A 13,214-nucleotide genomic window follows, 5' to 3' on the forward strand; every position below is an offset into this window, starting at 1 on the left:
GCCGACGCCGACGCCGACCGGGACGCGGTCACGGCAGCTCGAAGCCGAGCTCCCGGGCCGCCCGCTCCGGCGTCGGCTGCGACCAGCGTTCCATCACGAACCGGTTGGACGACAGTGAGCGCGGCTCGGACCGGTCGAGGTACAACGTGCCGTCGAGGTGGTCCGTCTCGTGCTGCACGATCCGCGCGGGCCAGCCGGTGAACACCTCGTCCAGCGCCCGCCCGTGCTCGTCCTGCCCCCGCAGCCGCACCTCGGCGGGCCGTGCCACCACCGCCTGGTACCCCGGCACGCTCAGGCACCCCTCGAAGAACCCGGCCCGCCGGGTGCCGACCGGCTCGTACACCGGATTGACCAGCACCCGGAACGGCTGCGGCACCCGCCCGCGCGCGAGGCGCACCTCCTCCGGGACCGGTGCCGGATCCTCGATCACCGCGATCCGCAGCCCCACCCCGACCTGCGGCGCGGCCAGCCCGACGCCCGGCGCCGCGCGCATGGTGACCCGCAGCGCCGCCACGAACCGGGCCAGCAGCTCGGGCCCCAACTGCCCGTCGTACGGCTCGGTACCACCGCGCAGCACCGGGTCACCGGCCGCGACTATGGGCAACGGCCCTTTCACGGCGAGCAGTTGCTCGACCCGCTCGGCCAGGGGCGCGCGATCGTCCGGAGTTCCCATCCCGTCAGGATCGCACGCCTCCCGCGTGTGGCGCAGGTCACATGCAACTCCCGGGAACCGGACGCCCCGCCGCCCCGACTACTGCACCACCACCCCGCCCGCCGAGACGCCCCCGGGAGAACCCCACCGATGACCACCGCTCCCTCGACCCCCACGGACGAGGCACCGAAACCCCCCGCCCCCGAACCCGCACCCGCGAAGAGCGCCCGGACCGGCCTGCGCCCCCTCGTCCTGCGCCTGCACTTCTACGCGGGCGTCCTGGTCGCGCCGTTCCTCCTCGTCGCCGCCCTCACCGGCCTGCTGTACGCCGCCTCCTTCCAGGCCGAGAAGATCGTCTACGACCACGAGCTGACCGTTCCCGTCGGCGACCGGAAGCTGCCCGTGTCCGAGCAGGTGGCCGCCGCCCGCGAGGCCCACCCCGAGGGCACGGTCTCCGCCGTACGCCCCTCACCCGAGGCGGACGCCACCACCAGGGTGATGCTGTCCGGCACACCGGGTGTGGACCCCGACCACACCCTGGCCGTGTTCGTCGACCCGTACACCGCGAAGGTGCGCGGCGAACTGGAACAGTACGGTTCCACGGGTGCGCTGCCCCTGCGCACCTGGATCGACGAGTTCCACCGCGATCTGCACCTGGGCGAACCGGGCCGCCTCTACAGTGAGTTCGCCGCCAGCTGGCTGTGGGTGATCGCGGGCGGCGGACTGGTGCTGTGGTTCTCCCGGCGCCGCGCCCTGCGCAAGCTGCGCGGCACCAGTGGGCGGCGCCGCACGCTGGCCCTGCACGGCGGGGTGGGCGTGTGGGCCGCGGCCGGCTTCGTCTTCCTCTCGGCGACCGGCCTGACCTGGTCCACCTACGCCGGCGCGAACATCGGCGAGCTGCGCACCTCCCTCGGCCAGGAGACCCCCTCGGTGTCGGCCGAGGCGGCCGGCGAACACGCGGGCCACGACGCGGCCGGCGGTACGGCGGGCGACGCGGCGCACGGGGTCGGCCTGGACAAGGTCCTCGGGGCGGCACGGGCCGAGGGCCTGGGCGACCCGGTGGAGATCGTGCCGCCCGCCGACGAGAAGTCCGCGTACGTCGTACGGCAGATCCAGCGCAGCTGGCCCGAGAAGCAGGACTCGGTCGCCGTCGACCCCGCCTCCGGCGAGGTCACCGACGTCCTGCGGTTCGACGACTACCCGGTCCTCGCGAAACTCACCCGCTGGGGCATCGACCTGCACACCGGCAACCTGTTCGGTCTGGTGAACCAGATCGCCCTGATGGCCCTGGCCCTCACCCTGATCCTGCTGATCCTGTGGGGCTACCGCATGTGGTGGCAGCGGGGCCGCGGCTCCGCCTTCGGCCGGCCGGTCCCGCGCGGGGCCTGGCAGCAGGTGCCGCCGTACGTACTCGTCCCCCTGCTGGCGGCGATCGCCGTCCTGGGCTACTTCGTCCCGCTCCTCGGCATCCCCCTGGCGGTGTTCCTCGCCGTCGACATCGTGCTCGGGGAGGTGGCCCACCGCCGGGGCCGGCGGACGTACACGAGCGGCACGGCGGCGCGCTGACGCACGGTGCCCGGCTCCCCGTCGCGGGGAACCGGGCACCGGCCCGCCCTCACTCCTCGTCGAAGGAGCCGCCCAGCGCGGCGGCGATCCGCAGGTGCGGCCGGGCCTCGTCGTCCCGTCCCTGCCGCTGGAGGGTGCGCCCCAGCATCAGCCGGGCGTAGTGCTCCACCGGGTCACGCTCCACGACGACCCTCAGCTCCGCCTCCGCGCGCCGCAGTTGCGCCGAGTGGTAGTAGGCGCGCGCCAGCAGCAGCCGCGGCCCGGTCTGCTCCGGCACCTCCTCGACCAGCCCGCCGAGAACGCGCGCGGCGGCGGCGTAGTCCTTGGCGTCGAAGAACATCCCGGCGCGCTCCCAGCGCTCGGCCGGCGTCCCGTGGTCGTAGTACGTGGTGTCCACTTCTGGCCTCCTTCGAGGCCGACAACGGGCCCGGACGGCCCCGTATTCCACGCACCGGCCGGTCAGGTCGCCAGGCCCTGGCGGTAGGCGTAGACCACGGCCTGGACGCGGTCGCGCAGGCCGAGTTTGGCGAGGATGCGGGAGACGAAGGTCTTCACGGTCTCCTGACTGATCAGCAGGGCCGCGGCGATCTCGCTGTTGGACAGGCCGTCCGCGATGAGGCGGAGAACCTCCAGTTCGCGGGGGGTCAGGGGGAGGTCCCGCGGCGCCCCGCCCTCGGCGGGGCGGATCCGGGCGGCGTACCGGCCCACGAGTTGGCGGGTCACCTCCGGGTCCAGCAGCGCCGCGCCCATGGCCACGGTCCGGATGCCGTGGAGCAGCCGGTCCGGCGGCGCGTCCTTGAGCAGGAACCCGCTCGCCCCCGCGCGCAGCGCCTCGTAGACGTACTCGTCCAGGTTGAACGTCGTCACCACGAGCACCTTCACCGGATGCGGCACCCCCGCGCCGGCCAGCAGACGGGTGGCCTCGATGCCGTCGAGCACCGGCATGCGTACGTCCATCACCACGACGTCCGGACGGAGCCGGCCGGCGAGGTCGACGGCGGCCTGCCCGTCACCGCACTCGCCGGCCACCTCCAGGTCGGGCTGGGCGTCGATGATGGTCACCAGGCCGGTGCGGATCAGCATCTGGTCGTCGCAGACCAGGACCCGGATCGGTGCGGTCATGCCGTGTTCCCCGTCGGTACCGTGTTCTCCGCCGTCGCCCCCGCCGTCACCGTGTTCCCCGTCGGTATGCGGGCCCGTACGACGAAGCCGCCACCCGCCTCCGGTCCCGCGCTGAAGTCGCCGCCCAGGACGTCGACGCGCTCCCGCAGACCCGCCAGGCCCCGGCCGCTCCCGCCGGGGGAGGAGGACACCGGGGTGCCGGAACCGTCCGTGCCGACCTCCACGGTGATCTGCCGTTCGCTGTGCCGCACCACGACCCGGGTGGCGCCGCCGTGGGCGTACTTGAGGGCGTTCGTCAGGGCCTCCTGCACGACCCGGTAGGCGACGAGATCGGCGCTGCCGGTCGACGCCGCCGGCGTGCCCTCCTCGGTGAACTCCACCGGCTGCCCGGCCCGGCGGGTCTGCTCCACCAGCGTGAGGAGCCGGCCGGCCGGCGGTGTCCTGGCCCCGGGGCCGTGGTCGGGGTTGAGCAGGTCGAGCAGGTGCCGCAGGTCGGTGATGGCCCGACGGCCGGTGTCGGTCACGGCGGTCAGTGTCCGGTCCAGCCGGTCGGGCGCGGCGGTCAGATAGCGGGCCGCCTCGGCCTGCACGACCATGGCCGTCACATGATGGGTCACCACGTCGTGCAACTCGCGGGCGATCCGGGCGCGTTCGGCGGTCCGGGAGTCCTCGGCGACACGGCGCCGGCGCTCGGCCTCAGCGATCCGGGTGGAGCGCAGCCACGCCCCGATGCCCCAGGCGAGGGCCACCGCCAGGTAGAACGTCACGAACTCGCTCGCCGGCTCGCCCGGACCCAGCCGGTGGAACGTGACCGTCAGCGCCACGTAGGCGACGGTGCACAGGACCGCGGTGGTGCGCCGGTACCGCTCCAGGTACGCCCCGGTGCTCAGCAGCGCGATGGGCAGCGCGATGCCCGCGGGGGAGTGGTAGCCGCGGAGCTGGTCGAGGGCGAACCCGGCCACCACCAGGGCGAGACAGACGGCCGGCCACCGCCGGCGCACGGCGAGCGGAAGGGCCTGGAGGGCCACCGCCACGAAGGCGAGGGCGTCGAAGGGACGCTCCGGAACGCCGCCGAGGAGCGTCCCGTGGTTCTGGAAGTCCGGCCACAGCGACAACGAGAGGACGAGCAGCCCGAGCAGAAGATCCCTGACGGTGACGTCCAGCCGGTGCCACCGTTCCCGGAGCCGGTGAGGAGCGGTCACCGGGGCAGTCTAGCGGTGGCGTCGATCCGCTCCGCGCGTCGGCGGCGGGGCACCAGATTGCCGCGCCGGTGGGCCAGCCACAGGAACCCGATCGTCAGCAGCACACCGAACAGCACCGAGTACACGCTCCCCTCCGGGCCGAAGTCACCACCGGTGATCCACTTGTTGCCCGACACCGTGGAGTCCAGCAGTCCCTGCTCGGTGTCGTTGCCCGAGACCACGGTGCTGAAGATGCCGCCCGCGGCGAAGTTCCAGCCGAAGTGCACGCCGATCGGTACCCACAGGTTGCGGGTGGCGACGTACGCGGCGGCGAGCATGCCACCGGCCTCGATCGCGATGGCGAAGGCGCCCCACACCGTGGCGTCCGGGTTGGGCAGGTGCGCCAGGCCGAACAGCAGCGCGGTCAGCGTCAGCGCGATCCAGGTGCCCAGATACTCCTCGACGATCCGGAACAGCACCCCGCGGAACAGCAGTTCCTCGGTGACGGCGGCGGCGGCCATGAAGCCGAACAGTCCGGCCGTGCCGCTCAGCGAACCCAGGCCGTGCACCTCGTAGTTCCCGGAGGTGAAGAGGTTCGTGATGACCATGCCGAACATCACGACGCCGATCAGCGTCCCCCGGCCGAACGCCGGCGCGGCACCGGCCGGGTCCAGCTCCGTGACCGGCCGGCGCTCGGTCCGCCCCACCACCCACCGGTAGACCGGCACCGAGAGCACGGCGGTCAGCGTTCCGAGGGCGAGCGTGAGCCACGGGTTGTCCCGCACCGCGTTCACGCTCTGTCCCCCTATGGCGGAGATCGCCGCCACGGCCAGGATCTGCCAGACCACTCTCATCGATGACTCCTTCGTCGGATCCACGGCCCGGTGCCGCGTGTCGCAACGGACGCTACGGATCCGGCGGCCGGGAATCGTCACCGTGCAGTGGACACTTGCCCGTAGCTCGCTCGGGGGACGGACGTGGTCACGGGCCGACTCCGGTGCCCGGCAAAGGTGTTCTGGATCACATGCCGGGGAATGAGTTGCGGGCGTGGGAGGGACCGTATCCACGGGTGGCCGGTGGGCGCCCGGATGCGACGATGAGGGGCCATGACTGCTGGGTGGGGTGCTCGCACGGGACGGGCCGCGGTGTTCGCGGCCGTCTGTGTCGTGCTCGCCGCCCTGGGGCACGTCATGATGTCCGGCGACCACGTTCCCCTCCGGACGCTGGCGGCCGGCTGGGCCGTGACCGGTGCCCTGGGCTGGGGACTCGCGGGGCGTGAGCGCGGACTGCCGTTGATCACCGCCGTCGCCGTCGCCGCCCAGACGATTCTGCACACGGCCTTCTCCCTGGTGGAGCCCGCCCACGCCGACCCCATGGACGGGAGCGCGGTGCCGCACGGCATGCACTCCATGCCCATGCCCATGGGGACCGGTACGGGCATGGAGGGGCACATGGCGCCCTCCGGTGACTCCTCCGCCGGCATGCTCGCCGCCCACCTGCTGGCCGCGCTGCTGTGCGGCCTGTGGCTCGGGTACGGCGAGCGGGCGGTGTTCCGGGTGCTGCGGACCGTCGGCGGATGGCTGGCCGCCCCGGTGCGGCCGCTGTTCCTCGCGCCGGTGCCGCCGAGCCGTCCGTCCCCCCGCGTCCGCCGGCGCCGCCGCTCGGACCGCGCGCCGCGTCTCCTCCTCCTCGTCCACGCGATCACCTCGCGCGGTCCGCCCGCCGGGGCCGCTGCCGTCTGACGGCAGCCGGTGACACCCCGGGCCGCCCCTGCGCGCCCCGGGCTCCGGCCGTGTGCCGGTACAGCCCTGCTCCGCGTACCGCCCGCGGCCGCATCCCCGCCGACCGGGTCCGCGCACGCCCGTGGTTCCCGGTTCTCCCGCGAAGGACCTCAGGTGATCACTTCCACCCTGCCCACCCCTGCCGGAAGACCCACCGACGACGCGGCGACGGCCTGGGCGCTGGCCGCGCGCGGCGGTGACTCCGACGCCGTCGACCGCTTCGTCCGCGCCCTGCACCGTGACGTCATCCGCTACGTCGCCCATCTGTGCGCCGACCCGCAGGCGGTGGACGATCTGACCCAGGACACGTTCCTGAGGGCACTCGGCAGCCTGCACCGGTTCGAGGGACGCTCCTCGGCCCGCACCTGGCTGCTGGCCATCGCCCGCCGCGCGGTCGCCGACAGTCACCGGTACACGGCCGTACGGCCCCGGAAGGCCGAGGTGTCCGACTGGCAGCTGACCGTCGAACGGGCCCAGCCGCGCGGGCTGCCCGGATTCGACGACGGCATCGTGCTGCTCGACCTGCTGGACCGCCTCCCGGAGGAGCGCCGCGAGGCGTTCGTCCTCACACAGCTCCTCGGACTGCCGTACACCGAGGCGGCGGCGCTCGGCGACTGCCCGGTCGGCACGGTCCGCTCCCGCGTGGCCCGCGCGCGGATGACGCTCACCGCCCTCATCGCCGAGGCCGAGGAGGCGGGCACGGCCGTACCCGACACACGCCTGGACTGACAGTCCAACGTCTGGACGTGTAGTCTGACGAAGAATGGTGACGCCGACAGGAGGTGGGCCATGGCGGCCGCGGAAGACCTGGACGCCGGACGGGAGGCGATCCTCGCCGCGCTGGCACCGGTCGTCGACGGGATCGCCGCGACGTTCGGGCCGGTCTGCGAGGTGGTGCTGCACGACTACCGGCGCCCGGAGGAATCGGTGGTCGCCGTGGCCGGCTCCGTGACCGGGCGGACGGTCGGCGGAGCGATGAGCGAGATCGGCATGCGGATGCTCGCCCGCGGCGACGAGGCCGCCGACGAGCTCAACTACCTCACCCGGACCGCGACCGGCACCCTCGTGAAGTCCTCCACCATGGCGTTGCGGGACTCCACGGGAGCGGTGTTCGGCGCCCTGTGCGTCAACGTCGACGTCACCGCCGTGAGTCAGGCGCACACCCTGCTCGGTGCGCTCGCCGGCCTCGTCGGCGGCCCGGCCGAACCGCCGACGACCACCTTCGGCGACGACATCGACTCCGTGGTCGAGGCCATCGTCGACGACCACCAGCCGCTGCGGCAGCGGGGCTGGGCCCAGCTGGACCGCGAGGAACGGCTGCGGCTGTTCCGGGACCTGGACGCCCGGGGTGTCTTCGCCGTACGGCGCGCGGTCGAGCAGGTCGCCGGCCGGCTCGGCATCTCCCGTGCCTCCGCGTACAGCTACCTCTCCCAGTCCCGGACGACGACCGACCCGACCCCCGCTGGAGGCACCCCGTGACGACCACCACCCCGCCGGTCACCCTCGACGACGTCCTCTCCGCCGCCGAACGCCTCAAGGGCGTCGCCCACCGCACGCCCGTGCTGCGCTCCCGCACCCTGGACGCGCTCGTCGGCGCCGAGGTCCACCTCAAGTGCGAGAACTTCCAGCGGGTGGGCGCCTTCAAGTTCCGCGGCGCCTACAACGCGGCCTCCCGGCTCACCCCCGACCGGCTCTCCCGGGGCGTCGCCGCCTACTCCTCCGGGAACCACGCCCAGGCCATCGCCCTGGCCGCCCGGGAGCTGGGCACCACCGCCGTCATCGTCATGCCCGAGGACGCCCCGCCGTCGAAGCGGGCGGCCACCGAGGGGTACGGCGCCGAGATCGTCACCTACGACCGCTACAGCGGCGACCGTGTCGCCGTCGCCGAGGCCCTCGCCGCCGAGCGGGGCCTGACCCTCATCCCGCCCTACGAGCACCCGCACGTCATCGCGGGGCAGGGCACGGCGGCCCTCGAACTCGTCGAAGAAACAGGGGAGTTGGGGGCTCTGCTCGCGCCGGTCGGGGGCGGGGGGCTGATCGCCGGAAGCGCCACCGCCGTCAAGGGCCTGCACCCCGCGACCCGGGTGATCGGCGTGGAGCCGGAGGCCGGCGACGACACCAAGAGGTCCCTGGAGGCGGGCCGGCGCGTCAGCATCCCGGTCCCGCGCACCATCGCCGACGGCCAGGCCCTGCACACCCCGGGCGAGCTGACGTTCTCCCTCAACCGGCGGCTCCTGGACGGGATCGTGCTGGTCGGCGACGACGAGATCAGGGACGCGATGCGGTTCGCCTTCGAGCGGCTGAAGATCGTCCTGGAGCCGAGCGGCGCCACCCCGCTCGCCGCACTGCTCACCGGCCGCGCGGGCCCCCTCCCGCCCCGCGTCGGCCTGATCCTGTCCGGCGGCAACATCGACGCCGGCCGCTTCGCCCGGCTCTGCGGTCCGGGCGACTGACGGACCGGCTTCACCCGAATGGCGGCCCCGAGTGGACAGGCGGACGATGGAGTGGTGGGGCCCGGCCCCCGCCGGTGCCGTGCGAGGCGGACGGAGACCGGACCCGGCCGTGCAGGGAGACGGTCGGAAGGGAACAGGGTCATGCTCGAGATCAAGACGATGGACAAGCCGGACGAGAGGCGCGACTTCCCCAGGGGACACCTGGAAGCCGTCCACATGACAGGGCTGGACTTCGCCGTGGCCACCTTCGAGCCCGGGTGGCGCTGGTCCGAGTCCGTCGGTCCCATCGCGGGGACGGAGAGCTGCCGGATCCACCACAACGGCTATGTCGTCCGGGGCCGCATGCACATCCGCATGGACGACGGCGCGGAGCAGGAGGTCGGCCCCGGCGACGTCTTCGTCTGCGCACCGGGCCACGACGCGTGGGTCGTCGGCGACGACCAGGTCGTGGTGCACGACTTCGCGGGCGGCATGGCCCAGGAATACGCCAAGGCCGACTGAGAGGTCCTGATAAAGGCGTTGGACGTGTCGATGGGTGATGAGGCGGGTGACAAGGCCGAGGAAGGCCCCGTGGATGTCGTCGCGCCTCTCCCAGCGGATCCGCAGGCGGCGGAAGCCGTGCGGCTCAGGAGATGGTGCGCTCCACGACCTGGCGGAAGACGCCCAGGCCGGAGTCGTGCGGCTGGCCACCTTCGGCGATCACGGGCCGGATACCGCGTTTCGGCAGCAGCCGTCGGTACGTGTCGTGGTCGCGGTCCGCGAAGAGCATGTCCGGCCTTCGCCGTGGCCTGCCGACGACGCCGGCGACCGGTGGGACCTCGTCCGGCAGGGGCAGGAGCTGGGTGACGTCGCCTGCGGTTTCCGCCGGTCAGCGACACCGCGAGCGGGATGCCCCGGCCGTCGGTGAGGACGTGGCGCTTACTGCCCGGCCGGGCGCGGTCGACCGGGCTGGGACCGCTTCTGGGCCGCGCCGGGCCGCCCGCACGTGGGAAGAGCCGATCACCGCCCGCGACCAGTCCGGTCGTTTCGCCGACCGCAGCCTCATCAGCGGCACCTGATGCGTCTTCCCCGCACCCCGGCCTCGTTCCAGGCCGTCGGGCGCCGCCGGCAGGTCATGACCGATACGCCGGCACGGCCTCGACGCTCCGGCGGACCCGTCAGGGGCTTTCGGAGGACTCCCGGGACGAGCCCATGAGCGCGCACCCCGGAGCGCCCGGCGTCCGGGAGAGACGTCCCGCGGCGGAGGCGGTCCGCGCCGGACCACCGGTACCGTCCGCCGCGGCCGAGCGAATTCCCGGGGGACCGCGGGCACGGGGCCTCCCGCCGCGCGGCGGGAGGCCCCGTGCCCGCACGCGGTATCGGCCGGAACCCGCGCGGGCGGCCCGCCCGGTCCCCGGAGCGGGATGCCGGGGCCGCCGTCGGCACGGCGGGAGTGGCCTGCGGGACGAGAGCGAGGTCATCAGCTCGGAGCACCGCGGTGGCCATCGGCCCGTGCGGCCATGAGAATTCCTGAAGCGGGATGAACAAGGATTTTCGTGTCAAAGGCATTCGGCGGGAGGATCGTCGTGCACCACGAGCGCAGCCAGGTGCGGCGGACGACCGCGTGGCGCCGGCCGACCGCCGACGGCACGCTCGAGAGTGACCGCAGGGCCGCTGAGACGGCACTTCCGGAAGCGGCTGAGACGGGACACGACGGGGCCGACGAGGCCTGCGGAACCGACCCCTCCGCGCTGGTGGCAGGGCAGCTGTACCGCAGGGTCAGCGGCAGGGACGAGCAGGCACGACCGGTGAGCGCGGAAGAGCTCGCCGGCCTGAACGACCCGATGGCCACCGAGTTCTTCCACAAGAGCGTGTTCCCGATGACGGTGCATGAGCTGTTGTCCGGACTGCCGGGGACGGTCGCCGCCTCTCGGCGGGTGTACCTGGTCGGTGAAGCCGGGCAGATCGCGCCGGACACCGCTCCCGGACTCCACCGCGACCTGCGCTTCGCCATCACCGTGGCCGTGCGGGCCGGCCAGCCGGACCTGCTGATCAGCACCCAGGCCGGCGGCGACCAGGCCGCGGCGTTCCTCCAGGTCGCGGCCTGGGACCCTGAGGCGAAGGTCTTCAACTTCTATATGCGCCTCGGCCCGGCCTGGGTGTGGGCGGGCAACTCCTGGGACGCCCTGGAGCCGGACTCCCGCGGCAAGGGCTGTTTCGACAGCCATGTCAACGGAAGCGCCGTGATGAAGGAACTCAGGATCCCCTGGATCAACTGGCAGTCCGAGAGGGCCACGATCCGGCTGGCCGACGACGACCCGCTGCGCCGTGATCCTCTCTACCAGCAGGTCACAGGTGCCCAGAAGCTGGAGCTGACCGTCAGGTCGCTGGTCACCAGATGGACGGCCGCGCGACTCGCCGCGGTCACCGCGAACGGCGTCGTCGAACATCCCGACCGCCTGCTCCGCCACCTGTTCACCACCACCACCGTCAACCTCGCCAGCACGGACAGACAGAGCAGCGTCATCACCCCGGAGTCGTCCGACCTGGTGCTCCCCATGGGGTTCTGGCTCAATCAGGATGTCCTCCTGGACGACCTCGGCCTGACGACGCGGGCCGCACCGCCCGCGGTACCCGCCGCCCGGTACCGCGCGAGCCTGACCCGGTTCGGCTTCCGGCTGGAGGAGCGGGCCGAGGACGGCGGTATCGCCTTCCGCCGGCCCGGCGACACCTTCTTCGCCTTCGTGGTGCCCGAGGCCGCTCACGAGGACAACGAAGTGGTACGGCAGATGATCCGCAACGGGCTGCTCTCGGCGAAGTTCGCCGCCTGCGTGCTGATGGTCGATTTCCCCAATCCGGTCTTCAGCCTGCCCCGCGCACATCTCATGCGCTACGCGCCCACCGTGGCGACCGAGCCCTCGGCGCTGTGCGACCGGATGGCCCTGGCCATCACGGATGCCGCACGCGACCTGCCCGCCGACAGCCCCGAGGGCCGCTTCGCCGCGCACTGGCAGGTGCCCGACGACGCCTGGCGGGCGGTGTTCGGACAACGCGTGGACGCCTACCTGCGCACGGCCGCAGCGCGGGTCCGCACCGAAGACGGTTTCGACGACTGCGTCCGCCTCGCCGAATCCCGCCGTCGGCGGTTCCGGGCCATGAGGCTGAACGAGTTCCAGCTGACCCTGCCGGTCACCGACATCTCCGCCGACGTGCCGCCGCTGGCGATGCGCGAGGACGCCACCACCGTCCCCCTGCCCTGAACCACCGCCCATGCGCTCGGCCACCACGCCGTCCGCTTCGTACGGAAGGAAGGAACGGACCATGACGAAACTCGATGCCTACGCCCCTCCGGGAAACCTCGACGACCTCGACGACTTCGGCCGCAAGGCGTGGAACGCCTTCATCTCGGACACGGTGGACACGTCCATCACCGGACCCGACCCCCACGAGGTGCTGCACAACAGTCCGAGACCCCAGTTCTACAACCTGACCAGCACGGACACAGCCGAGGACGCCACCCTGGCGACCATCAGCTGGACCGCGTTCCCCCGTACCGTCAAGATCACGTCAAACTCCGACGTCCAGCGGTGGGAACGCGCCGACGCCAGCCGCGACGTCCAGGACGAGTACTGCGAATGGAGCGTCACGCGCGACAGCACGAACAAGATCACACAGGTCACGTTCACCTGTGAAGGCCCCGAGTACTGGGAGGTGCTCGCGGAGACCAACCCGCAGAAGCTCATCGAGCTCTACCGGCACCACATCAGTCCTGACGTCCGTCCGGAGGACCTGTTCTCCCCCACCGGCCGATACCGGCCACGCAACAAGTGGAACGACTCCACGAGCCACGGCGCCATGCACCTCATCCAGCGCAACAACACCCTCGGCGCCGAGATCGAGCTGGCCGCCGCGGCCACCATCCGGCGCGTCGTCGACGGTACGGAGCTGACCACCGAACAGGAGCTCATCGCCTGCGGCAAGTACGGAGCCCCCGACCGCAACAGCGACCCCCACATCGGTGCCGGCGTCAACGCCCTCGCCCGCCGGAGAGCCGACATCACCCTCGCCGATCCCGTCGGCCTGTACTTCGACGACCTGTCCACCGACGGCTGGGAGACGCCCGACGGGTCCGATCCCAAGAGCTACTGGACCTATCTCAGGGGGGACGCGGAGCACCGCGTCAGGGCCGTCTACCAGGTGCCACCGGAGAAGGGTTTCGGCGTCGGGGACATCACCATCGCCGGCAGGCCCATCCGGTTCGGTTCCCAGATCGCGGACTTCATCACCATCAGGCTCACCGGGATCGCCTGCCGTTTCGGCGCGAGCACGGCGGAACCCCAGACCTCCTGCGTGGAGTTCCGCCGGGCCGACGTGCCCGAGGAGGCGTTCACCGCGGAAGCCTTCTCGGCCTACGGTGACTTCCTCGACCCGAGGCCCGCCCTCTCCCGCCGGTCCTCCCGCGTCGCCTGAAGCACACCGG

At 72.6% G+C, this 13,214-nt stretch carries 13 protein-coding genes and 1 pseudogene; 8 read left to right on the plus strand and 6 right to left on the minus strand.

The window, feature by feature from the left end; translation table 11 throughout:
• Positions 1-28: 28 nt before the first annotated feature.
• Positions 29-673 (minus strand): peptide deformylase, encoded by a 645-nt coding sequence (locus ACF1DX_RS28580; RefSeq protein ID WP_391794006.1) that lies wholly within the window; start codon positions 671-673, stop codon positions 29-31.
• 129 nt (positions 674-802) lie between these two features.
• On the opposite strand from ACF1DX_RS28580, the gene ACF1DX_RS28585 reads away from it, so the two are divergent.
• Positions 803-2,218 (plus strand): PepSY-associated TM helix domain-containing protein, encoded by a 1,416-nt coding sequence (locus tag ACF1DX_RS28585; protein ID WP_391794007.1) that lies wholly within the window; start codon positions 803-805, stop codon positions 2,216-2,218.
• 49 nt (positions 2,219-2,267) lie between these two features.
• Here the strand turns inward: ACF1DX_RS28585 and ACF1DX_RS28590 are convergent, their stop codons facing one another.
• The 4 genes from ACF1DX_RS28590 to ACF1DX_RS28605 form a co-directional block, all read right to left on the minus strand.
• Positions 2,268-2,615 carry a tetratricopeptide repeat protein gene (locus ACF1DX_RS28590; RefSeq protein WP_085575228.1) on the minus strand — a complete coding sequence of 116 codons (348 nt, stop codon included), beginning with the start codon at positions 2,613-2,615 and terminating at the stop codon, positions 2,268-2,270.
• 62 nt (positions 2,616-2,677) lie between these two features.
• Positions 2,678-3,340 carry a response regulator gene (locus ACF1DX_RS28595; RefSeq protein ID WP_391794008.1) on the minus strand — a complete coding sequence of 221 codons (663 nt, stop codon included), beginning with the start codon at positions 3,338-3,340 and terminating at the stop codon, positions 2,678-2,680.
• On the minus strand, positions 3,337-4,542 hold the full coding sequence (locus ACF1DX_RS28600) for a sensor histidine kinase (RefSeq protein ID WP_391794009.1): 1,206 nt from the start codon (positions 4,540-4,542) through the stop codon (positions 3,337-3,339). Before ACF1DX_RS28600 ends, ACF1DX_RS28595 begins: the two co-directional genes overlap by 4 nt.
• Positions 4,539-5,375, minus strand: coding sequence for a CPBP family intramembrane glutamic endopeptidase (locus tag ACF1DX_RS28605; protein WP_391794010.1), 837 nt, complete (start codon positions 5,373-5,375; stop codon positions 4,539-4,541). Before ACF1DX_RS28605 ends, ACF1DX_RS28600 begins: the two co-directional genes overlap by 4 nt.
• 252 nt (positions 5,376-5,627) lie before the next feature.
• On the opposite strand from ACF1DX_RS28605, the gene ACF1DX_RS28610 reads away from it, so the two are divergent.
• From ACF1DX_RS28610 to ACF1DX_RS28630, 5 genes are all read left to right on the plus strand, one after another.
• A complete protein-coding gene (locus ACF1DX_RS28610) occupies positions 5,628-6,263 on the plus strand; it encodes a hypothetical protein (RefSeq protein ID WP_391794011.1) in 636 nt (211 codons plus the stop codon).
• A gap of 153 nt (positions 6,264-6,416) precedes the next feature.
• Positions 6,417-7,031, plus strand: a complete 615-nt coding sequence (locus tag ACF1DX_RS28615) for a sigma-70 family RNA polymerase sigma factor (protein WP_391794012.1) — start codon at positions 6,417-6,419, stop codon at positions 7,029-7,031.
• Positions 7,032-7,091: 60 nt separating this feature from the next.
• On the plus strand, positions 7,092-7,781 hold the full coding sequence (locus tag ACF1DX_RS28620) for a transcriptional regulator (RefSeq protein ID WP_391794013.1): 690 nt from the start codon (positions 7,092-7,094) through the stop codon (positions 7,779-7,781).
• A complete protein-coding gene (locus ACF1DX_RS28625; protein WP_391794014.1) occupies positions 7,778-8,755 on the plus strand; it encodes a pyridoxal-phosphate dependent enzyme in 978 nt (325 codons plus the stop codon). Before ACF1DX_RS28620 ends, ACF1DX_RS28625 begins: the two co-directional genes overlap by 4 nt.
• A 141-nt stretch (positions 8,756-8,896) precedes the next feature.
• Positions 8,897-9,256: a cupin domain-containing protein gene (locus ACF1DX_RS28630; protein WP_391794015.1), complete on the plus strand. Its 360-nt coding sequence runs from the start codon at positions 8,897-8,899 to the stop codon at positions 9,254-9,256.
• A 51-nt stretch (positions 9,257-9,307) separates the two neighbouring features.
• Here ACF1DX_RS28630 and ACF1DX_RS28635 read toward each other — a convergent pair.
• Positions 9,308-10,019 (minus strand): annotated as a pseudogene (locus ACF1DX_RS28635) (transposase); the annotation flags it as partial.
• A gap of 271 nt (positions 10,020-10,290) precedes the next feature.
• On the opposite strand from ACF1DX_RS28635, the gene ACF1DX_RS28640 reads away from it, so the two are divergent.
• Both ACF1DX_RS28640 and ACF1DX_RS28645 read left to right on the plus strand, forming a co-directional pair.
• Positions 10,291-11,994 carry a hypothetical protein gene (locus tag ACF1DX_RS28640; RefSeq protein WP_391794016.1) on the plus strand — a complete coding sequence of 568 codons (1,704 nt, stop codon included), beginning with the start codon at positions 10,291-10,293 and terminating at the stop codon, positions 11,992-11,994.
• Positions 11,995-12,055: 61 nt separating this feature from the next.
• On the plus strand, positions 12,056-13,204 hold the full coding sequence (locus ACF1DX_RS28645; protein ID WP_391794017.1) for a hypothetical protein: 1,149 nt from the start codon (positions 12,056-12,058) through the stop codon (positions 13,202-13,204).
• Positions 13,205-13,214 lie beyond the last annotated feature (10 nt).

Origin of the sequence: Streptomyces sp. NPDC014676, assembly GCF_043084105.1 — a bacterium.
Lineage (GTDB): Bacteria > Actinomycetota > Actinomycetes > Streptomycetales > Streptomycetaceae > Streptomyces.

Excerpts from the sequence above, each read along its gene's own strand:
- ACF1DX_RS28585 (WP_391794007.1), top strand. The coding sequence starts at position 803 with ATGACCACCGCTCCCTCGACCCCCACGGACGAGGCACCGAAACCCCCC.
- ACF1DX_RS28620 (WP_391794013.1), top strand. The coding sequence starts at position 7,092 with ATGGCGGCCGCGGAAGACCTGGACGCCGGACGGGAGGCGATCCTCGCC.
- ACF1DX_RS28605 (WP_391794010.1), bottom strand. The coding sequence starts at position 5,375 with ATGAGAGTGGTCTGGCAGATCCTGGCCGTGGCGGCGATCTCCGCCATA.
- ACF1DX_RS28580 (WP_391794006.1), bottom strand. The coding sequence starts at position 673 with ATGGGAACTCCGGACGATCGCGCGCCCCTGGCCGAGCGGGTCGAGCAA.
- ACF1DX_RS28595 (WP_391794008.1), bottom strand. The coding sequence starts at position 3,340 with ATGACCGCACCGATCCGGGTCCTGGTCTGCGACGACCAGATGCTGATC.
- ACF1DX_RS28645 (WP_391794017.1), top strand. The coding sequence starts at position 12,056 with ATGACGAAACTCGATGCCTACGCCCCTCCGGGAAACCTCGACGACCTC.
- ACF1DX_RS28630 (WP_391794015.1), top strand. The coding sequence starts at position 8,897 with ATGCTCGAGATCAAGACGATGGACAAGCCGGACGAGAGGCGCGACTTC.
- ACF1DX_RS28610 (WP_391794011.1), top strand. The coding sequence starts at position 5,628 with ATGACTGCTGGGTGGGGTGCTCGCACGGGACGGGCCGCGGTGTTCGCG.